19 protein-coding genes are annotated in these 21,539 nt (G+C 30.9%); 14 read left to right on the top strand and 5 right to left on the bottom strand.

The window, feature by feature from the left end:
* Nucleotides 1–990: 990 nt before the first annotated feature.
* The gene (gene rpmG / locus KA926_RS03635; RefSeq protein WP_017724369.1) at nucleotides 991–1,140 is read right to left on the bottom strand and encodes a 50S ribosomal protein L33; all 150 of its coding nucleotides are present in this window, start codon (nucleotides 1,138–1,140) and stop codon (nucleotides 991–993) included.
* Between the two features lie 225 nt (nucleotides 1,141–1,365).
* Between rpmG and rpsN the strand changes: the two genes are divergently transcribed.
* From rpsN to KA926_RS03620, 3 genes are all read left to right on the top strand, one after another.
* On the top strand, nucleotides 1,366–1,635 hold the full coding sequence (rpsN, locus tag KA926_RS03630) for a 30S ribosomal protein S14 (RefSeq protein WP_192946683.1): 270 nt from the start codon (nucleotides 1,366–1,368) through the stop codon (nucleotides 1,633–1,635).
* A 191-nt stretch (nucleotides 1,636–1,826) separates the two neighbouring features.
* Entirely contained in the window at nucleotides 1,827–2,804 is a 978-nt protein-coding gene (guaC, locus tag KA926_RS03625) for a GMP reductase (protein ID WP_192946682.1), read from the top strand.
* Between the two features lie 20 nt (nucleotides 2,805–2,824).
* Nucleotides 2,825–3,841, top strand: coding sequence for a CAP domain-containing protein (locus KA926_RS03620; RefSeq protein ID WP_319016534.1), 1,017 nt, complete (start codon nucleotides 2,825–2,827; stop codon nucleotides 3,839–3,841).
* A 190-nt stretch (nucleotides 3,842–4,031) separates the two neighbouring features.
* On the opposite strand, the gene lexA is transcribed toward KA926_RS03620, so the two are convergent.
* Nucleotides 4,032–4,655, bottom strand: a complete 624-nt coding sequence (lexA, locus tag KA926_RS03615; protein ID WP_192946681.1) for a transcriptional repressor LexA — start codon at nucleotides 4,653–4,655, stop codon at nucleotides 4,032–4,034.
* Nucleotides 4,656–4,796: 141 nt separating this feature from the next.
* On the opposite strand from lexA, the gene sosA reads away from it, so the two are divergent.
* The 8 genes from sosA to sbcC all read left to right on the top strand — a co-directional run bounded on the left by sosA (nucleotide 4,797) and on the right by sbcC (nucleotide 13,481).
* Nucleotides 4,797–5,030 (top strand): DNA damage-induced cell division inhibitor SosA, encoded by a 234-nt coding sequence (gene sosA / locus KA926_RS03610; protein ID WP_192946680.1) that lies wholly within the window; start codon nucleotides 4,797–4,799, stop codon nucleotides 5,028–5,030.
* Between the two features lie 123 nt (nucleotides 5,031–5,153).
* On the top strand, nucleotides 5,154–5,402 hold the full coding sequence (locus KA926_RS03605; RefSeq protein WP_019467988.1) for a DUF896 domain-containing protein: 249 nt from the start codon (nucleotides 5,154–5,156) through the stop codon (nucleotides 5,400–5,402).
* Nucleotides 5,403–5,478: 76 nt separating this feature from the next.
* Entirely contained in the window at nucleotides 5,479–7,467 is a 1,989-nt protein-coding gene (gene tkt / locus KA926_RS03600) for a transketolase (protein ID WP_192946679.1), read from the top strand.
* Between the two features lie 212 nt (nucleotides 7,468–7,679).
* Entirely contained in the window at nucleotides 7,680–7,919 is a 240-nt protein-coding gene (locus tag KA926_RS03595; protein ID WP_019467986.1) for a YneF family protein, read from the top strand.
* Between the two features lie 314 nt (nucleotides 7,920–8,233).
* A complete protein-coding gene (locus KA926_RS03590; protein ID WP_019467985.1) occupies nucleotides 8,234–8,419 on the top strand; it encodes a hypothetical protein in 186 nt (61 codons plus the stop codon).
* Between the two features lie 258 nt (nucleotides 8,420–8,677).
* Nucleotides 8,678–9,145, top strand: coding sequence for a CcdC family protein (locus tag KA926_RS03585; protein ID WP_107384945.1), 468 nt, complete (start codon nucleotides 8,678–8,680; stop codon nucleotides 9,143–9,145).
* Between the two features lie 179 nt (nucleotides 9,146–9,324).
* Nucleotides 9,325–10,458, top strand: coding sequence for an exonuclease subunit SbcD (gene sbcD, locus KA926_RS03580; protein ID WP_210143627.1), 1,134 nt, complete (start codon nucleotides 9,325–9,327; stop codon nucleotides 10,456–10,458).
* Entirely contained in the window at nucleotides 10,455–13,481 is a 3,027-nt protein-coding gene (sbcC, locus tag KA926_RS03575) for an exonuclease subunit SbcC (protein ID WP_210143626.1), read from the top strand. Before sbcD ends, sbcC begins: the two co-directional genes overlap by 4 nt.
* Before the next feature lie 433 nt (nucleotides 13,482–13,914).
* On the opposite strand, the gene mscL is transcribed toward sbcC, so the two are convergent.
* Nucleotides 13,915–14,265 (bottom strand): large conductance mechanosensitive channel protein MscL, encoded by a 351-nt coding sequence (mscL, locus tag KA926_RS03570; protein WP_107384942.1) that lies wholly within the window; start codon nucleotides 14,263–14,265, stop codon nucleotides 13,915–13,917.
* A gap of 216 nt (nucleotides 14,266–14,481) precedes the next feature.
* On the opposite strand from mscL, the gene KA926_RS03565 reads away from it, so the two are divergent.
* From KA926_RS03565 to menI, 3 genes are all read left to right on the top strand, one after another.
* Entirely contained in the window at nucleotides 14,482–16,125 is a 1,644-nt protein-coding gene (locus tag KA926_RS03565) for a BCCT family transporter (RefSeq protein ID WP_419109727.1), read from the top strand.
* Between the two features lie 260 nt (nucleotides 16,126–16,385).
* On the top strand, nucleotides 16,386–19,088 hold the full coding sequence (gene acnA, locus KA926_RS03560) for an aconitate hydratase AcnA (protein ID WP_040030120.1): 2,703 nt from the start codon (nucleotides 16,386–16,388) through the stop codon (nucleotides 19,086–19,088).
* Nucleotides 19,089–19,309: 221 nt separating this feature from the next.
* Nucleotides 19,310–19,771: a 1,4-dihydroxy-2-naphthoyl-CoA hydrolase MenI gene (gene menI, locus KA926_RS03555; RefSeq protein WP_210143625.1), complete on the top strand. Its 462-nt coding sequence runs from the start codon at nucleotides 19,310–19,312 to the stop codon at nucleotides 19,769–19,771.
* A gap of 200 nt (nucleotides 19,772–19,971) precedes the next feature.
* Here menI and KA926_RS03550 read toward each other — a convergent pair whose 3' ends face one another.
* On the bottom strand, nucleotides 19,972–20,268 hold the full coding sequence (locus KA926_RS03550) for a HesB/YadR/YfhF family protein (RefSeq protein WP_019467977.1): 297 nt from the start codon (nucleotides 20,266–20,268) through the stop codon (nucleotides 19,972–19,974).
* A gap of 648 nt (nucleotides 20,269–20,916) precedes the next feature.
* Nucleotides 20,917–21,525 carry a glycerol-3-phosphate 1-O-acyltransferase PlsY gene (gene plsY, locus KA926_RS03545; RefSeq protein ID WP_026034743.1) on the bottom strand — a complete coding sequence of 203 codons (609 nt, stop codon included), beginning with the start codon at nucleotides 21,523–21,525 and terminating at the stop codon, nucleotides 20,917–20,919.
* Nucleotides 21,526–21,539: the final 14 nt, after the last annotated feature.

Below are 21,539 nucleotides of genomic sequence, written 5' to 3'. Positions count from 1 at the left end.
ATACTTCAATGGCGCATGGAATTATACAAAATAATTAATTTATGTTAAACATTTGAGATATATGTAGTTCGTGAATGATTTTAAGCGGATGATTTTTACGATATAAAGTAAAAATCATCCGTTTTTATATTTATTTATACCGAGTCTATGTTATAAGTATTGCTTTGTTTTTATAAATTTCCACATACAATAACCTACAAAGTCAGAGGCTTTGTAGGTTGTCAAAGGTTGTTAACTAACGCTCACATCATATGAGGCGACTGAGTGATGAACAGTAATTTATTTCTCAATTACTAAAAATAATTATCGAGTTTTGATACCTAAGAAATTTTGTGAATAGAAATACATTTTCCCACAGTTATTACATAATAAAGTTATTATAGGTGTCGGACCATTACCTAAAGAATCAGTTAACAATGGTAGGAAATAATGTCCGTCTAATATTTCAATAATTGGATGTCTGCAGTTACATACACTTTTATCTTTTGTTTTCTCGGTTATTGAATCTATAATATGCCTTTTTGCTCATTTGTAATATGACGATTTTTCATATGGAACGCCTCCACATATTTTAATATACTGTATTTATTATAAGGCTTGGCAACCTTTATTAGTAGTCTCTTAACCTATTTAAAAGTGTTAATTAAGTACTTTATTGTTAAATAACTATTAATTTTGATGAATAAATTATAATTTGCAATAAACTATCGTATTTTTGTGCATGTAACAGTTTTAAATCATCATTCATCTTCAATGATTCAATTAACATTTAAATATTAAAAATAGCTACATAAATCCCATAATCAAAATAATAAACTTATCATTTTCTTATAGATGCGATATATGTTCCGAGTTTTTACCATTTAAAATATAAAAAAACGTCAATTCTATAGTAAAGGAATAGAATTGACGTTAATACTAAGTCCGAGACGTTTATATCCCAGACAATTAGTTTGAATGTCGTATTAAAAAGATAATGAAAGCACAGAATTATTTTGTTTCACGATGTAAAGTGTATTTATTTAATCGTGGACAGAATTTTTTAAGTTCAATTCGTTCTGGATTATTACGCTTGTTTTTAGTGCTAATATAATTACGATCACCACATTCAGTACAAGCTAATGTTATATTTACGCGCAAAGTTAACACCTCTTTCTTAACAGGAATCATTACGTTTTAAAATAATATCATATTCTTTCATTAATTTCAATAAGATTGATCTTTGAAAAGTATGTAGTTAATTAAAGTTAAATTTCTAATCATTATACGAATGTTAATAATTTAAATATTTTAGTTTGATAAATAAAAAGAATGTGTTATTATACAAAACGTAATAATTACGATTTGTAAAAAGGAGAGAGTATTATGGCAAAAAAATCCAAAATTGCTAAGGAGCAAAAAAGAGAACGCTTAGTAGCACAATATTACGAATTAAGAAAAACGCTGAAGGAAAAAGGTGATTATGAAGCATTAAGAAAATTACCAAGAGATGCTTTACCAACAAGACTGACACGTAGATGTAAAGTAACTGGTCGTCCAAGAGGCGTGCTGAGAAAGTTTGAAATGTCACGTATTGCGTTTAGGGAACATGCACATAAAGGACAAATTCCTGGCGTGAAAAAATCAAGTTGGTAATTTAGGACTTTAGTTCATTTACATTTAGGGAAAAAGCATGTATATTAACTATTGGTAAAGATAAATAAAATGTCATTGTTCGGAAATAACTATCGTATGTTTAAGTATTTCTATTTAGAGTTATGAATTTTATTTGAAAATCTTACCTTTAAATACTATTTTATTAATAAATGTTAGGAGTTTATTTAATTATGAAGATATTTGATTACGAAGATATACAGCTTATTCCAAATAAATGTATTGTTAATAGCCGTTCAGAATGTGATACTACTGTGAAATTTGGTCCAAAATCATTTAAATTGCCAGTGGTACCTGCAAACATGCAAACAGTAATGAATGAAACATTAGCAGAATGGTTTGCTGAAAATGATTACTTCTATATTATGCATAGATTCGATGAAGAAGCACGTATACCATTTGTAAAGAAAATGCATGATAAAGGATTATTTGCTTCAATTTCAGTTGGTATTAAAGATCGTGAATTTGATTTTGTAGAAAAATTGGCACAGGATAAAGTGATTCCTGAGTATATTACAATTGATATCGCACACGGACATTCTGATGCCGTTATTAATATGATCAAACATATTAAAAACCACATACCTGAAGCATTTGTTATTGCAGGTAATGTTGGAACGCCAGAAGGTGTTCGTGAATTGGAAAATGCTGGTGCAGATGCAACTAAGGTTGGTATTGGACCAGGTCGCGTTTGTATTACAAAAATTAAGACAGGATTTGGCACAGGTGGTTGGCAATTAGCTGCGTTGAACCATTGTAGTAAAGCTGCAAGAAAACCGATAATAGCTGATGGAGGTATCAGAACGCACGGTGATATTGCTAAATCAATTCGTTTTGGTGCATCAATGGTTATGGTAGGCTCATTATTTGCAGCACATGAAGAATCTCCTGGTGAAACCGTTGAATTAGATGGAAAAATGTATAAAGAATATTTTGGCAGTGCGTCTGAGTTCCAAAAAGGTGAACACAAAAATGTTGAAGGTAAAAAAATGTTTGTTGAACATAAAGGTTTATTGAAAGATACATTAATTGAAATGCAACAAGATTTACAAAGTTCTATTTCATATGCGGGTGGCGATGATTTAAATTCATTGACTAAAGTAGATTATGTTATAGTAAGAAACTCCATTTTTAATGGAGATAGAGACTAATAAACTAGTAGGTGTAAAAAATCAAACGATTTTTATTATATGTAATTGTACTTCTTTGTATCGTTTTAATTGTTCCAATCAAAGAATTTACACCTTTAGAAAATTTGCAACAACAATTTAAAGCAAAAGTAGATAGTTGGTCATCATCTGAACAGTCACAAACTCAAAATGCTTTGAAAGTACCTGATGAGCAAGAATTTGCTTTGAATAATATTCAAATGAATATGTCGAAGACCGAAGTTGAAAGAAAACTAGGTAAAGCAAAACGCATTACTTCAAATGAATATGGTACACAATGGCATGCGTATTATTCGGAGAATTATAGAAGCTTTATTATGGTAAGTTATATTAAAGGTAAAGTGAACGGACTATACAGTAATCAAAATGTTATTTCTTCAAAATCTAAAATTAAATATAGTACTCCTAAAGATATAGTTAGAGAACGATTAGGTGATCCGATAACTACAAAACGTAAAGGTCATTTGAGTATAGACGTTCGCGATAATGAATTTGATAATTTTAAAAAAGACAATATTTACACGACAGCTTTTTATGATAAGCATAATGACAATAATCTCACTGCGTTACTATTAGTAAGTGAAAAAATGGAGAATAGACTTCAAAATCAATATGCAACGCCTTCGCGTAATTTAGCAAAAAGTTTTGAACTTCAAAATTTTGATTTGGTCAATGCTGAAAGAGTACAACATGGGTTAAATACATTAGATTATTCTGAAACTATCTCTGATACAGCACGCAAACACAGTAATGATATGGCGGAGAATAATTATTTTGACCATAATAATCAATCTGGGGATTCACCATTTGATAGATTAGAACAAGATGGACATGATTTTAATGCAGCTGGCGAGAATTTAGCTTATGGTCAACCAAGTAGCATTTATGCTCATCAAGGATTAATGAACTCTTTAGGTCATAGAAAAAATATTCTTAAAAAAGAATTTAATACTTTAGGTGTCGGCGTTGATTTTAATGAACATAAACAACCTTATTGGACTGAAAATTATACGGGATAGTGTTTATGCATTGTTGAAAAGGGTATCTATATTCTGTGAGGATGAGGTATTATGACAACAAATAAAAAAGATCAAACAGAAGATATACTAGAAAAAGTGAAAGATGTCTTAGAAAAAAATGACAATAAATAAGAGGCTACGCTATAAGCGTAGCCTCTTATTTTTATTGAGAGTGTCTTTATCTATAAATTTAAATTTCTCTAAACAGGCCGACAACTTTACCTAAAACAGCAACTTGATCTAAATAGATTGGCGACATTGTACTATTTTCCGGCTGTAAACGGTATCGTGTTTTTTCTTTGTAAAAACGTTTGACTGTAGCTTCATTGTCCTCAGTCATAGCTACAATAATATCACCATTCTCAGCAATAGTTTGGCTTCTTACGATAACTTTATCTCCATCTAATATTCCTGCTTCAATCATACTATCACCAACAACATTTAAGATGAAAATATCGCTGTTATGCGTTGAGGTGAAATGCTCGGGTAACGGAAAATACTCTTCAACATTTTCAACAGCAGTAATAGGTATACCTGCTGTTACTTTTCCAATGACTGGCACGTGAATTGTAGATTCCATATTCACGGTTTCACCTAATTGTTCGGTAACAATTTCAATTGCACGTGGTTTAGTTGGATCTCTTTTTATATAACCTTTTTCTTCTAATCTGGATAGATGTCCATGCACAGTTGAGCTAGATGCTAAACCAACAGCTTCACCAATTTCACGAACACTTGGTGGATAACCCTTTGACTGAACAGTTTGTTTAATATACTCAAAAATCTCATTTTGTCGCTTAGTTAATTCTCTCATAATAGGCACTCCCTACGTTAATTTGTTTTTATTATAGCATGTATTATTAATGTTTACAAACGTTTGTTCGTTTTCGTGTTGACAGAGAACAGATGTTCTGATAAAGTTTAAGTACAAACAAACGTTCTAGGAGTGACTTATATGTTCAAACTATATATAAATCAAATTAAACCTTATATTACAGTATTGCTAGTTACGATGATTTTAAGTACTGTATTTATATTAAGTGCTTATTATAATACAAAATCAGAACAAACGTACGAAATGACGGATCATAAAATCACAAATATTTCTACCAAAGGCGAACAGTATCAGATGAATTCAGATGAAAAAAGCGAACGAACGCTCAATCAATTTTTAGCAAAAGCCAAATAAAATATTAAGCCAACTGTATTGTGAAAGTGAATTTATGTAGTAGAATGGTAATATAAGCGTAACTATTTAGTTTCGCTTATTTTTTTGTTATATTTTCTATATTATGAATTACGGAGGTTTATTATGGCGAAAAATGATGCCGTAGATATTAAGCGTATAAATGAGTTAGCAAAAAAGAAAAAAGAACAAGGATTGACTGAATCTGAATCGAAAGAACAATCGAAATTAAGAAAAGCATATTTAGATTCTTTCCGACAAAGCTTTAAAAAACAAATTGAAAGTACGAGAGTTATTGATCCAGAAGGCAATGATGTAACACCTGAAAAGGTGAAAAAAATATTAGATTCTAAAGATAAAAAAGATAATAACTAAATCAATTTTTTGTTAAATAATTACCAAATAAGGTATAATAGTAATGAAACTTGCTATAAGAAAGGAAGTCATTTAGATGAATAAAGAAAAAGATCAATTAGCGATAGATACGATAAGAGCCTTAAGTATCGATGCTGTTGAACAAGCAAACTCAGGTCACCCTGGATTACCAATGGGCGCAGCTCCAATGGCATATACATTATGGACACGCCACTTAAATTTCAACCCCCAATCAAAAGATTTCTTTGATAGAGATCGTTTTGTATTGTCTGCAGGCCATGGTTCTGCATTGCTATACAGCTTATTACACGTTTCAGGTAGTTTAGAATTGGATGAATTAAAACAATTTAGACAATGGGGTTCAAAAACTCCAGGGCATCCAGAGTTTAGACATACTGATGGTGTTGAAGTAACAACTGGCCCATTAGGACAAGGTTTTGCTATGTCTGTAGGTATGGCAATGGCTGAAAAACATCTTGCTGGTAAGTTTAATAAAGAAAATGCAAATGTAGTAGATCACCATACTTATGTAATAGCATCTGATGGAGATCTAATGGAAGGTATTTCACATGAAGCAGCATCATTAGCTGGTCATACACAATTAGATAAACTTATTGTATTATATGACTCAAATGACATTTCTTTAGATGGAGATTTAAACAAAGCATTTTCTGAAGATGTTAAAACGCGTTTTGAATCATATGGTTGGAAACACATTTTAGTTAAAGATGGTAATGATATAGATGCTATTGATAATGCTATTAAAGAAGCTAAAACTTCAAATGTACCAACAATCATTGAAGTGAAAACAATCATTGGTTACGGCGCGCCTAATAAACAAGCTTCTCATGGCGTACATGGTGCTCCATTAGGTGAAGAAGAAAGAAAATTAGCTTTAGAAAACTATGGTTTGGATCCTGAAAAACGCTTTAACGTACCAGATGAAGTATATGAAATTTTCCAACAAACAATGTTAAAACGCGCTAATGAAAAAGAAGAAAACTGGAATAAACTTGTTGAAACATACAGTGAAAAATATCCAGAATTAGCTGAAGAATTCAAATTGGCAATCAGTGGTAAATTACCAACGAACTACTCAAACGAATTGCCAGAATTTGAAGCTGGCCATAGTGGTGCTTCACGTGCAGATTCTGGTGAAGTAATACAAGCACTAAGTAAAACAGTCCCTTCATTCTTTGGTGGTTCAGCTGACTTAGCAGGTTCAAACAAATCAAACGTTAAAGATGCGGTTGACTTTGATAAAGATACACCTGAAGGTAAAAATATCTGGTTTGGTGTACGTGAATTTGCAATGGGTGCTGCTGTAAATGGTATGGCTGCTCACGGTGGTTTACACCCATATGGTGCAACTTTCTTCGTGTTTAGTGACTATTTAAAACCAGCACTTCGTTTATCAGCAATCATGGGATTAAATTCAACATTTATTTTCACGCATGATTCAATTGCAGTTGGTGAAGATGGCCCTACACATGAACCAATCGAACAATTATCTGGTTTACGTGCAATTCCAAACATGAATGTTATTCGTCCGGCAGACGGTAATGAAACACGTGTAGCTTGGGAAGTAGCAATGGAATCAGAAAATACACCTACATCTTTAGTATTAACACGTCAAAACCTAACAACAATGGACTTACCTAAAGAAACTGTTGAAGAAGGTGTGCGTAAAGGTGCTTATGTAGTGTTTGAATCAGATAAAGATCCAGAGTACTTACTATTAGCTACAGGTTCAGAAGTTAATTTAGCTATTGAAGCTGCTAAAGATTTAGAAGGACAAGGTAAAGGTGTACGTGTTGTATCAATGCCTAACTGGAATGCATTTGATCAACAATCCGATGAATATAAAGCAGCTATCTTACCTGCTTCAATTACAAAACGTATTGCTATTGAAATGGCATCATCATTAGGTTGGCATAAATATGTTGGTACTGAAGGTAAAGTGATTGGTATTGATGGATTCGGTGCAAGTGCGCCTGGTGATTTAGTAGTTGAAAAATATGGTTTCACTAAAGAAAATATCTTAAATCAAATTCAAACGTTCTAATTATTAAGATAAAAAGATAGGTAATATTTTTGGTATGAGAGCTTTTGTTCTCATACCAATTTTTAATTATAAATAAAGATTGGATTATATTTACAAACTGAAATTATAATTGATATAATACATAAGGTTGGAAATATAAATTAATTGAGTCACTCTTGAAAAGGAGTGGTTATTTTAGTAAAATGCATTAGGATAGGAAAGTGGGTGAAACAATGGCAACTTGGTTAGCAATTTTATTAATCGTGTTAGCACTAATTCTAGGGCTAGTCGGTGGATTTTTCCTTGCGAGAAAATATATGATGGATTATCTGAAAAAGAACCCACCAATTAATGAAGAAATGCTACGAATGATGATGATGCAAATGGGTCAAAAACCATCTCAAAAGAAAATAAATCAAATGATGACAATGATGAATAAAAATCAAGACGACGCATTCAAGAAGAAGAAATAACGTCTTGTGAAAAGCTGATGATTACTACCTACTAGTAAGTCGTCAGCTTTTTTGGTTTGAACAAATGCCTATTATATTTAAAAAATGAGAATATAACCCTGGTTCGATTATATAAATGTGATGCTACTTAATTTTGTCATTTGCAAATCATACTTTAATGATTCGAAATTTTATAGATGGATTATGTTTTTTTAAATGGACATTAAAATAATTAAAGTGATAGTGAATGTAATTTATTTTTTAAATATTCAGTAAATATTTGATTGTAAAATCATATTTGTTATAATTTGTATATATAAGGGAGGTATTAATAAGTGAAGAGTGCTTATGACATGGAAGACAAAGAAGTTTTAGATCGATTAGCAAATATGCATATTAACTTTTCTACTGATGAAGCTTTCAAAGAATATCATAACGCGATGCAAATTCATGATATGAATTATCTTAGATATACTTTAGAAAATGCATTGTCAGCTTGTGATACAACACGCGCTATTTAAATAGCAATGAATAAGATAAGTCTGAAACAAGGCTTATTTTATTTTGAGTAATTTTCTATCAATACCTCCCGACGTTGACATTAATCTTTTGATGCTATATCACCTATACATAATTGAATTTTTGAAATATGCAGAAAAGGCTAAATAACATGCTATACACAACAAATGAAAACATATTAAAATTACTGAATGTTAAATAGTAAAATGATATACTATTTGAGGTGGAGATTAAGCCAGTAACATAAAGAAGGTGTAAGCATGTTATATTTAGTTTTTTCTATAGTTGTAGCTTTTTTAATGGGTATTGGGGTAATCGTTGTAAGGATGAAAGCACAGCAATATCCAGTAAATGAAAAGAAAATTATTTTACCGCCATTTTTCATGGCAACAGGTGCATTAATGTATGTGGTACCTTATTTCAGATTAACGGGTATGGAAATAATAGAGTGCATTGTATTAGGTGTTCTTTTCTCGACGATATTAATTTGGACTTCTCGATTTGAAACATCCGGTAGCGAAGTATACATGAAGCGGTCTAAAGCTTTTCCTATTATCTTAATTTCACTGTTATTAATCAGAACAATTATGAAGATATTTATAAGTAATAAAATAGATCCAGGTGAAATTGGTGGCATGTTCTTCTTACTTGCTTTTTGTATGATTGTACCTTGGAGATTGGCTATGTTATATCAATATAAAAAAGTTAAGAAAACATTAATTAAATAAGCGAAAGAAGTAATAATTATATTAGAGTAATTGAATATGCTTAATACTCAAGGGCTACTAAATTTCCTTAAAAATCATGGAATTTAAGTAGCCTCTTTTATATTTTGAAAAATTACTTGAGTATTAAGTAGGAGTGTTATACTATGAAATCGAACGGATGTTCTATTAGGAGTGATAGAATGAAAATTGTACATACAGCTGATTGGCATTTAGGACGGATTTTGAACGGAAAATCATTGCTAGAAGACCAAGCATATATATTAGATCAATTTATTAAAAAAATGAGTGATGAAAAACCAGATGTAATCGTAATTGCAGGTGATTTATATGATACTAGTTATCCCAACAAAGCTGCAATACAGTTATTGGAAAATACAATTAATACATTAAATTTAGAAATGAACATTCCGTTGGTGATGATAAGTGGAAATCATGATAGTAAAGAACGGTTAAATTATGGCTCAAAGTGGTTTGAAAAATCTCAACTCTATATCAGAACCTCACTTGAAGATATGTGTGATCCTATTACCATTGGAAATATTGATTTTTATACACTACCATTTTCTACAGTGAATGAAACAAGTTATTTCTTTAATGATAAAACGATAGAAACACATCAACAAGCCGTGAGTAAATCAATAGAATATATGACACAGAATATAAATCAAAATAAAGTCAATATACTCATAGGCCATCTCACAGTTCAAGGTGGTATTCGCACTGAATCTGAGAGAGCATTGACGATTGGCACTGTTGAATCAGTTACAGAAAATTCATTTCAGCAATTTGATGCAGTGTTGCTAGGCCATTTACATCATCCATTTAGTATAGATTCAGATTTTATTCATTATAGTGGTTCTTTATTACAATACTCTTTTTCAGAAACTACACAACCTAAAGGTTATAGAGTGATTGAAATGATAGATCATAAATTGAAAAATATATTTAGGCCATTAACGCCCTTAAGACAATTAGAAGTAATTGAAGGGGATTATGAAGACGCTATTCAAGAAAAATTAAGCATAAAAGATAAAAACAACTATTTACATTTCAAGTTAAAACATATGTCACATGTTAGTGATCCTATGATGCATTTGAAACAAATATACCCAAACACGTTGGCGCTTACCAATAGTTCTTTTGAATTTAATACTCCGTTACATCATGAAAATATAGAAATACAAAAATTAGATGATACAACAATCATTAATAAATTTTTTGAGAATATGACGGATCAATCATTAACAAGCATTCAAAATAATAAAATTGGTAAAGTATTAAATCATTTACTTGAAGGAGATCAGAATAAATGAGACCTTTAACATTAAAATTAACAAATTTCGGCCCATTTTTAGACGAAACCATTGATTTTCAACAAGTAAATAATGATCAATTGTTTTTAATTAGTGGAAAAACGGGTTCAGGAAAAACAATGATATTTGATGCAATTGTATTCGCCTTATTTGGAGAGGCATCGACAAAAGATAGGAATGAAGGGGATTTACGTAGTCACTTTGCAGACGGTAAATCACCAATGGTCGTTGAGTTCGAGTTTAAATTGAGAGATAGTATTTTTAAAATTAATCGACAAGGTGCATTTGTAAAAGAAGGAAATAAAAATAAAACACTTGGACAACTTTCAATTTATCAACTTGAAGATACATTTGAATTACGTGAAAGTAAAGTAAATGCTGGAAATCAATTTATTAGAACGTTACTTGGTGTTAATTCAGAACAATTTAGACAATTATTTATCCTTCCTCAGGGTGAATTTAAACGTTTCTTATTATCTAAAAGCATAGAAAAACAAGAAATATTAAGAACATTGTTTAATAGTCAAAGATTTGAAGAAATACAAAAATTGTTAAATGATGATGTTAAAGAAGTAAGAGCGAATATTGAAAAGAGATATCATACACTTGAAACGGATTGGATGGATTTAGATACTTTTGATGAGACCTTATTAAATGAGTATAAAGAAGTAAATTCAAGACAAACTGATAAAATCAAAGCATTAATACCACAATTCAAAAGCATAGGCGAATCTATTCAAAATGATTTATTAACAGCTAAAAAAAGAAGTATTGAAAAATTTGAGCAAGCTGAAAATTTATTGAATCGTAATTTGAAACTTCAAGATGCAATGACAAGCCTCGAAGAAAATAAACAAAAGCAAGAAGCTTTGTTATCCAATCAAAATTACATAAAAAATCAAATAAAATTATTAAATGAAATCAATGAGGTAAGACCGCTCTCCAATTTACTTGATTCAAAAGAAAAACTTTTAAATAAGCATAAAGAGATAGAAAAAGATAAAGCAAAAACAATAACAAGCATATCAAATTTACAGGAGCAATTAGAAGATTGTGAGAAACAATTAGCAAAACATAAAGATTTATCTGAGACAATAGATAAATCGAAAACATTTATAGAAAATTGTAAAATATTTTATAAAAAAATTGATAAATATAAAGAGCTATACCAGCAAATTGAAAATTTAAAAAACACGTACGGTGAGTTTAAATCACAGTACGAAAAACAAAAGCAACAACTCAATCAGTATATTGAAAAATTAAATGACAGAGAGCCAGATTATAAAAAAAATGAACAACTTAATGAAAAAATACATCAATTGGATAATGAAATTAAAATCAAAAAACAAAATGAGTTAAATAAAAAAGAATATCAAGCGTTGCAAAAGCGACAAACTGACATAACAGCGAAAAATGAACATATTAAATCTGAAATAAATGCATTAGATGATAAATATAAAGCTATTGATAAAACAAATATAGATTTAAACAATAAACAAGATATGATTATTAAATTACAATCAGTGCTTTCTAAAGGTGACAAATGCCCACTTTGTGGGAATGAGATTCATGAAATTGAACATCATATTGATTTTGATGAACTTACAAAAAGACATGACCAACTCAATAATATTGAACAACAACGCCTAAAGTTAAAAGAACAAAAAATCAAATATGATAGTGAATTACAGCACATCTTAGAACAATTACATAGATTTAATTTAGATGAGTTAGAAAAAATTAACTATACAGAGCTGGAATTAACTAAGGATAACCTTTTGAAAGAAAAAGGATTAATAGAAGAGGAAAATGAAGAAATTAGAAACCTTAAAGAGAATATTTTAAATTTAAGGCAAAAATCACATGAATTAGAATTGGATTTAAAAACAAAACAATTCAAATTAGATGAAAGTACACTGATGATTAATGACTTTGAAAATACCACGCAATATAAAGATGTAAATAAGTTTATTACAGCTTATGATAAATCATTAGAGAAATTAAATGAATATCAAAAGAAATATGAAAGGTTAATACAGCAAATTCAAAAATATAATAACGAACTGTCACTTGAAATGAATAATAAAACACATCTAGAAAATACTATAAAGAGTTTGCTAAAGGATATTAAAGAAGCAAATCATAAAATTGATCATGAAATGAATAGGATTGGCTTTACATCATTGAAAGACGTAGAACACACCATTAATGAAATTCCTAATAAACCAAAAATAGAAGCGGAAATAAATAAGTTCAATCAAGAGAAACAACAATTTGAAATTATCATTAATCAGCTAGAAGCAGAAATTAATAACCAAGAATTACGTGATATTTCTCAATTAAAAAAAGATTATGAACAAGAAAAAATACAACTAGATCAAGCTAAATCAATGTTAAGTCAACATGATTATAAACTTGAATTTAACAATAAGAAAATCGATAATATTTATGCTGTTATAAATCATTTAGAAAAAGAATTACAAGAACAACAAGAAGTTTTTCAATTGGCAGAAGTATTATCTGGAAAAAATGAACAAAAATTAACTTTGGAAAATTTTGTTTTAATATATTATTTAGAACGAATACTTGCTCATGCGAACCAGCGATTATCATTGATGACGGGTGAAAGGTATCAATTAGTTAGAAGGGAACAAACTTCAAAAGGGTATAGTGGTTTGGAAATAGATGTATTTGATTCTCACTCTAATAAAAAGAGACATATCACCTCGTTATCGGGAGGGGAAACCTTCCAAGCTTCTTTAGCGCTGGCATTAGGTTTAAGTGAAGTGGTGCAACAAGAATCTGGTGGGATTGCATTAGATTCTATGTTTATAGACGAAGGGTTTGGCACCTTAGATCAGGAAACGCTGGAAACTGCTTTGGATACATTACTTAGTTTAAAATCTTCTGGAAGAATGGTTGGAATTATTTCTCATGTTAGCGAACTAAAACAACGTATTCCGCTTATTTTAGAAGTACAAACTGAACAATACCAAAGTACAACAAACTTTATAAAACAATAAAAAAAAGCAGTGAACTACTTTTTGACAAAGTAAATTCATTGTTTTTTAAACTTAAAGCTATCAATATTTAAATGAATAGGTGATGTATATTTGATTACTTTGTCCATTGAAATAAGCATAATAACAATGATGATACGTCGATTTAAATTTTTAGATTTAATAATAATATGGTTGTGTATTGATTTTATAGTAAATAGCTAACACAAGTAATGCTCAACTGAATATTTAGGACAAAGTTTTCGCAAATACAAACCTAGCTAAAAGAGTTAGATTGCACAGTCTGATGAGTCTAAGAAAACAAAATTAGGAATTATAGATAAAAATAGACCCGTAAATGAATTTTCAATATTCATTTACGGGTCTATCATATAAGGATGTATATACTCATCGCTTACACTAATATGAGATAACTAAATAGTGTTTTTGTTGCTGCTTATTGTTTCTCACGTAATAAATCACGAATTTCTGTTAATAACACTGTATTTTCTTCAATTTCTTCTTCTTCTTGTTTAATTAATGTATTTGCAATTTTAACAAATATAAATAATGCAAATGCAATAATAATAAAGTCTATAATCGATTGTACAAACATACCGTATTTGATACCCATGAAGGACCAACTTTTGGCAAAATCAACGGTACCGAATATTAAACCGATTAATGGCATGATAATATATGAAACCAAAGCTGTTACAATTTTGTTGAAAGCTGCACCCATAACTACAGCTACTGCTAAATCTAAGACATTCCCTTTTAATGCAAAATCTTTAAATTCTTGTAGCATATTAATAACCTCTCTTAATTAATTTTTTTAATATAAATGTTATTATACAATATTTATTAAATTAAGAAAATACTTTTTAAAAGTGAATTTGATATTAACATAGATGTTTGTTATTCTTATGAATGGTAAAACTAAAAAATAGAAATAAATTTGTTTTGGCAAATTTTCTATTTAGATTTAAAAATTTAATATAAATATGAAAGGGAGTAATTAATTGTGAATTCTTCTGAAAATCAACCAAACGGTAAGAAGATATCCCCAGTATTTATTTATAGTGCGATTATTGTTGGTATAGTTGTTTTAATCGGGGCAATTGTTCCAGAACAATTTGACACTGTTACGAACACAATCAAACTATGGATTACTGATAAATTGGGTTGGTATTACTTAATTCTTACAACGTTTATTGTTTTCTTCTGTATTTTCCTAATTTTTAGTCCTATTGGAAAATTAAAGCTCGGTAAACCAAATGATAAACCAGAGTTTAATACTATATCTTGGTTTGCGATGCTATTCAGTGCTGGTATGGGTATAGGGCTTGTATTCTACGGTGCTGCTGAACCTATGGCAGATTTTGCTGCACCGCCAAATGCGGAACCTAAAACTACTGCAGCATATACTGAAGCATTACGTTCTACATTCTTCCATTGGGGATTCCATGCGTGGTCTATTTACGGTGTCGTTGCATTAGCACTTGCTTACGCACAGTTTAGAAAAGGAGAACCAGGACTTATCTCAAGAACGTTACGCCCTATCTTAGGCAATAAAGTAGAAGGTCCAATTGGAACAATCATTGACGTGTTAGCAGTATTTGCTACAGTTGTCGGTGTTGCTGTTTCATTAGGTATGGGTGCATTACAAATCAATGGTGGTTTGAATTACCTATTTGGTGTACCAAATACTATTTGGGTACAAGCAATTATTATTGTGATCGTTACGATTCTATTCTTAATGAGTGCATGGTCAGGCTTAAGTAGAGGTATCCAATACTTAAGTAATTTAAATATTAGTTTGGGCGCGGTTCTAATGATTGCAGTCTTGATTATTGGACCAACTGTGTTGATATTAAATATGATGACAAGTTCAACAGGTAGTTTATTAAATTCATTCCTATTTAATACTTTTGATACAGCGGCTCAAAATCCACAAAAACGTGAATGGATGTCTAGCTGGACACTTTACTATTGGGGCTGGTGGTTAAGTTGGAGTCCGTTCGTAGGTATCTTTATAGCGCGTGTTTCTAAAGGTCGTTCAGTACGTGAATTTATTGGTGGTGTACTTTTAGTACCTGCTTTAGTAAGTTTTGTATGGTTCAGTGTATTTGGTGTACTAGGTATTGAAACTGGTAAGAAAAATCCTGAACTGTTTAATATGACAGCTGAAACTCAATTATTTGGCGTGTTTAATGAAATACCATTTGGCATTATATTATCGTTGATAGCGCTAGTACTCATTGCATCATTCTTTATTACATCTGCTGACTCTGCAACATTTGTATTAGGTATGCAAACGACATTTGGTTCATTAGAACCTTCAAATGTTGTTAAAGTGACTTGGGGTATTGCTCAGTCATTAATTGCCTTCGTATTATTATTTGCAGGTGGAGGAAATGGTGCAGATGCTTTAAATGCAATTCAAAGTGCTGCCATAATCAGTGCGTTACCATTCTCCTTTGTAGTTATAATGATGATGATTTCATTCTACAAAGACGCGAATAAAGAACGTAAATTCTTAGGCTTAACTTTAACGCCTAACAAACATAGATTACAAGATTATGTACAATATCAACAAGAAGATTTTGAAGATGATATAATCAATCGAAGAGCGCCGTTAAGAGACGCTGAAAAATCAGAGAAATAAGCTTAAAAACTGAGGGCCGATAAAGGCTCTCAGTTTTTTTGTGTAAGTTTAATTGCACTTAATTAGTGATAATGATTCTCAATTAATAATAATAACTTATTACACGATGCACTTACGATAAGTTTTGCTTATACATACTGATTGTAAATTCAAATCTAAATTATAGATGTTTATAATGGTAGGTAGTTGTTTTAAGTTACATATAATTATACAATTTAATTAACGGCATATAATTACTAAAAATTTCAAGGGGGATTTATATGGCTTCTAATTTAAAAGAGCAAGCGAAAAAGTCATTCGAGCTAAATGGGAAATCATACACATACTATGATTTAAAAACTTTAGAAGAACAAGGTTTAACTAAAATATCCAAATTGCCATATTCGATTAGAGTATTATTAGAATCTGAATTGAGACAAGAAGATGGATTTGTTATTTCTGAAGATCACATTAAAGCATTGTCTGAATTTAATAAAGGTACAGTAGGTGAAGTGCCTTTCAAACCATCTCGTGTAATTTTACAAGATTTCACTGGTGTACCTGCAGTTGTTGACTTAGCGTCATTACGTAAAGCTATGAATGATGTTGGGGGAGACTTAAATAAAATTAATCCAGAAGTGCCAGTGGATTTAGTTATTGATCACTCAGTTCAAGTAGATAGCTATGCGAACCCAGATGCGCTAGAAAGAAATATGAAATTAGAATTTGAAAGAAACTACGAACGTTATCAATTCTTAAATTGGGCTACTAAAGCATTTGCTAACTATAGTGCTGTTCCACCAGCAACTGGTATTGTACACCAAGTTAACTTAGAGTACTTAGCAAACGTTGTTCACGCACGTGAAGTAGACGGAGAAACAGTTGCTTTTCCTGATACATTAGTAGGAACTGACTCACATACAACTATGATTAATGGTCTAGGTGTATTAGGTTGGGGTGTAGGTGGTATTGAAGCCGAAGCTGGTATGCTTGGCCAACCTTCTTATTTCCCAATTCCTGAAGTAATAGGTGTGAGATTATCTAATGCGTTACCTCAAGGTGCTACTGCAACGGATTTAGCCCTACGTGTAACTCAAGAATTACGTAAAAAAGGCGTTGTTGGTAAATTTGTTGAGTTCTTTGGCCCAGGTGTAGAACAGCTACCATTAGCAGATAGAGCTACAATCGCAAATATGGCACCTGAATATGGTGCAACTTGTGGTTTCTTCCCTGTAGATAAAGAATCTTTAAAATATTTACGTTTAACTGGTCGTTCAGAAGAACAAATTGAATTAGTTGAAAAATATTTAGAAGAAAACAATATGTTCTTTACTGCTGATAAAGATGAACCAGATTATACAGATGTGGTTGAATTAGATTTAGCTACAGTTGAAGCTTCACTTTCAGGTCCTAAACGACCTCAAGATTTAATCTTCTTAAGTGATATGAAAGAAGAATTTGAAAAATCTGTTACTGCACCTGCTGGTAACCAAGGTCATGGTTTTGATGAAAGTGAATTTGATAAAACGGCAACAATTGAATTTAAAGATGGATCTAAAACACAAATGACTACAGGTGATCTTGCTATTGCAGCAATTACATCATGTACGAATACGTCAAATCCATATGTTATGTTGGGGGCTGGCTTGGTAGCTAGAAATGCAGTTGAAAAAGGCTTAAAAGTACCTGAATATGTTAAAACTTCATTAGCTCCAGGTTCTAAAGTTGTTACAGGTTATTTAAGAGATTCTGGATTACAAGAATATCTAGATGACTTAGGATTTAATTTAGTAGGTTACGGTTGTACAACATGTATCGGTAACTCAGGCCCATTATTAGAAGAAATCGAAAAAGCGATTGCTGAAGAAGATTTACTTGTAACATCTGTTTTATCAGGTAACCGCAACTTTGAAGGACGTATTCATCCGTTAGTAAAAGCTAACTATTTGGCATCACCTCAATTAGTAGTTGCATATGCACTTGCAGGTACAGTTGATATTGATTTACAAAATGAGCCATTAGGTAAAGGGAAAAATGGTGAAGATATCTACCTAAAAGATATTTGGCCAACAATTAAAGAAGTAGCAGATACTGTAGACAGTGTTGTTACTCCTGAATTGTTTAAAGAAGAATATGAAACTGTTTATAATAATAATGAAATGTGGAATGAAATCGATGTAACAGACCAACCGTTATATGATTTCGATCCAGAGTCAACTTACATTCAAAATCCATCATTCTTCCAAAACTTATCTAAAGAACCTGATGATATTAAATCATTAAATAATTTACGTATAATGGGTAAATTTGGAGATTCAGTTACAACTGACCATATTTCTCCAGCGGGTGCTATCGGTAAAGATACGCCAGCAGGTAAATATTTATTAGATCATGACGTACCTATTCGTCAATTTAACTCTTATGGTTCTCGTCGTGGTAACCATGAGGTAATGGTTCGTGGTACTTTTGCTAATATTCGTATTAAAAACCAATTAGCGCCAGGTACAGAAGGTGGTTTCACAACTTATTGGCCTACTGGTGAGCAAATGCCTATATATGATGCGGCAATGAAATATAAAGAAGATGGTACTGGTTTAGTAGTGTTAGCCGGAAATGACTACGGAATGGGCTCTTCTCGTGACTGGGCAGCTAAAGGTACAAATTTACTAGGTGTTAAAACTGTAATCGCTCAGAGTTATGAACGTATTCACCGTTCTAACTTAGTTATGATGGGTGTGTTACCTTTACAGTTTAAAGATGGCGAATCTGCTGATAGTTTAGGCTTAGATGGTACAGAAACGATTTCAGTAGACATCGATGAAAGTGTAAAACCACATGATTTAGTCAAAGTAACTGCTGAAAAAGAAAATGGAGAAGTTATCGACTTCGAAGCAGTTGCACGTTTCGACTCACATGTAGAAATTGACTACTATCGTAATGGCGGTATTTTACAATTAGTATTAAGAAATAAATTAGCAAATTAACTGTTCATTATGAATATAGTTAAGACTGAGACAATCTTTTATGTCTCAGTCTTATTTTATTTTGTGAACGCTAAACATATATAGTTAAAATTTTAAAAGTTTTAACTATTGCTAGGTGAGTCTGTAGAAATGATTTTAAAATGTGTTTTCTGCCTTGCTTTCATTTTTATGTTAATATTTAGATATAAGTAATTTGAACAATTGAAAAGAGGACGTTTATAATGATTTATAGTATTACAGAAATTCCTTCACGTTATGCAGAAACAGATCAAATGGGTGTTATTTATCACGGTAATTATCCAACATGGTTTGAGGTTGCACGCACAGATTATATATCAAAATTAGGTTTTAGCTATAAAGCAATGGAAGAGTCTGGTATTATTTCTCCCGTTACAGATTTAGATATTAAATATATAAAAACAATACAGTATCCTGAAACTGTTAAAATTAAGACATGGGTTGAAAAATATACACGTTTAAGATCAATTTATCGTTATGAAGTATACAACGAGGCTGGCGATTTAGCTACTACAGGTTCAACTGTTTTGACTTGTATTAGAAAGGATAACTTTAAGCCTATTAGGTTAGATAGATATTTTCCGGAATGGCATGCTATGTATGCAGAAGTAGATAAAAGAAATCAAGCTGAAGAAACATTTGAAGTGAAAAATGGCATGCTTTAATTTAGTTTGATGTATAAATGCATAATTCAATGTATGACATTTGTATTTATATACATCAATTCATTTACTGTGTATTTTTGAAGTGTACAAAAGCATGATAAAAATGATTGATAAAAAGAGCCTGGAATGGAACCAGGCTCTTTTTAAGTATATATTAATATATGAATTATAAATTGTGTTATGTGTTTTGAGTTCTATTATTATTTAGCAGAATAAGCAATTTCGTCGACACTATCATTGACGTCTATGAATAAATCGTGATCTTCAAAATACCATAAGTCTTTTTCGGCAATCACTACATCTAAGCCGTCGAAATGGTTTTCGTAACCAATTTCTACATCATCTTTTTGATCAACACTAAATGCAGGGCTAAATCCTTGTTTTAATTGGAATTCTCCACCATAGCGAACGAAAAATTGTAAGACTTTGTTATCTTCAGGTAAATCAAGTTCATCTTTAAACCAAGATACAGCATTATCTGAAAGTTTTATATCCATAATAAAAGTCCCCTCTCATTTCACAAGTTATAGCTTGTGACCATTGGTTACTAATTTTTAAATTAGTACTATATTTATTACCCAATTTTGAGTAATAATAAAAGTAGTATATCATATTTAAGTATAATTTTCTTTGAATTCAAATTAATCAATCATGTTTCAATGTGAAAACGAAGATATTTAGTCACGTTTTGGATTAGTGTGGCATAAATAAATATAAGGATTATAATTTAAATAATAGTAAATGAACGAGAGATGTTATTGTTTATGAATGTAGAATTAAGAAAAGTGCATTTATTCCACAAATGTTAAGTTATGTTTTATATATAATGTTCTGAAATACTCGTTTTGAGAGAAGGTCCAATTCATACGGTTTACTTGGATTATAATAAGAAATAAATTAATAATACAGTGATAGTCTGAGCTATAAATCATTAGTTTAATGAATAAAAAATAGTGAAGCAGAAGTCTATTTTAAAGATTTCTGCTTCACTATAAGGGAAAATTGACTAATGAATAGGTTTATGTTCCATCATTTTCTATTAGCCAGATATTCGTTTTTAAGTATCAGCAGCTGAGGCATTATATTGTCCCAGTCTGAGTATGTTTGCTATTTTTGTTATTGATTGCTAATGACTTTTGTAATAGTTACATCCATTTAATTTTGGGTTCTTCGCCTTTAAATATTCTAACGATGTTTGTTCGGTGTCTAAATATTAATAGAACGCCTACACCGAAACTCACGACTAATAAGATATAATCTCGAATTAATAGTGCACCGATAACACAACAAATTGATGCTATGATACTCGATAATGATACATACTTTGTTAAATAAAGTATACCGAAGAAAATCGCTGCTAAAATGAGTAATAATATAGGATTGATTCCGAGTATAACACCAGCGCTTGTGGCAACCGCTTTTCCACCTTTAAATCCAAGGTAAACTGGATAAACATGACCCAGAATAGCGAATGCGCCTACGATGAGTCCATTTGTGAAAAATGTACTAATAGCACCGTCTGCATGTACTGGTAACCATAGTGGTAAGAACACAACAATAAACCCTTTAAATATATCTAAAAATGTAACTAGGAATCCTGCAGGTTTTCCTAATACTCTAAAACTGTTTGTTGCTCCTGTATTCCCACTACCAAATTGTCTAATATCTTTTTTGAAAAATAATTTACCTATTACATAGCCACTTGGGAAAGCACCAATGAGATAACTTAAAATTAACATGATAATTATCATCACCATACATAATCCAC

Origin of the sequence: Staphylococcus sp. GDY8P94P (assembly GCF_017892255.1) — a bacterium.
Lineage (GTDB): Bacteria > Bacillota > Bacilli > Staphylococcales > Staphylococcaceae > Staphylococcus > Staphylococcus cohnii.
This window is presented reverse-complemented; position numbering and strand designations above follow the sequence as displayed.

Coding starts and splice junctions, on each gene's coding strand:
- rpsN (WP_192946683.1), top strand. CDS start 1,366: ATGGCAAAAAAATCCAAAATTGCTAAGGAGCAAAAAAGAGAACGCTTA.
- guaC (WP_192946682.1), top strand. CDS start 1,827: ATGAAGATATTTGATTACGAAGATATACAGCTTATTCCAAATAAATGT.
- lexA (WP_192946681.1), bottom strand. CDS start 4,655: ATGAGAGAATTAACTAAGCGACAAAATGAGATTTTTGAGTATATTAAA.
- sosA (WP_192946680.1), top strand. CDS start 4,797: ATGTTCAAACTATATATAAATCAAATTAAACCTTATATTACAGTATTG.
- KA926_RS03605 (WP_019467988.1), top strand. CDS start 5,154: ATGGCGAAAAATGATGCCGTAGATATTAAGCGTATAAATGAGTTAGCA.
- tkt (WP_192946679.1), top strand. CDS start 5,479: ATGAATAAAGAAAAAGATCAATTAGCGATAGATACGATAAGAGCCTTA.
- KA926_RS03595 (WP_019467986.1), top strand. CDS start 7,680: ATGGCAACTTGGTTAGCAATTTTATTAATCGTGTTAGCACTAATTCTA.
- KA926_RS03585 (WP_107384945.1), top strand. CDS start 8,678: ATGTTATATTTAGTTTTTTCTATAGTTGTAGCTTTTTTAATGGGTATT.
- sbcD (WP_210143627.1), top strand. CDS start 9,325: ATGAAAATTGTACATACAGCTGATTGGCATTTAGGACGGATTTTGAAC.
- sbcC (WP_210143626.1), top strand. CDS start 10,455: ATGAGACCTTTAACATTAAAATTAACAAATTTCGGCCCATTTTTAGAC.
- mscL (WP_107384942.1), bottom strand. CDS start 14,265: ATGCTACAAGAATTTAAAGATTTTGCATTAAAAGGGAATGTCTTAGAT.
- acnA (WP_040030120.1), top strand. CDS start 16,386: ATGGCTTCTAATTTAAAAGAGCAAGCGAAAAAGTCATTCGAGCTAAAT.
- menI (WP_210143625.1), top strand. CDS start 19,310: ATGATTTATAGTATTACAGAAATTCCTTCACGTTATGCAGAAACAGAT.
- KA926_RS03550 (WP_019467977.1), bottom strand. CDS start 20,268: ATGGATATAAAACTTTCAGATAATGCTGTATCTTGGTTTAAAGATGAA.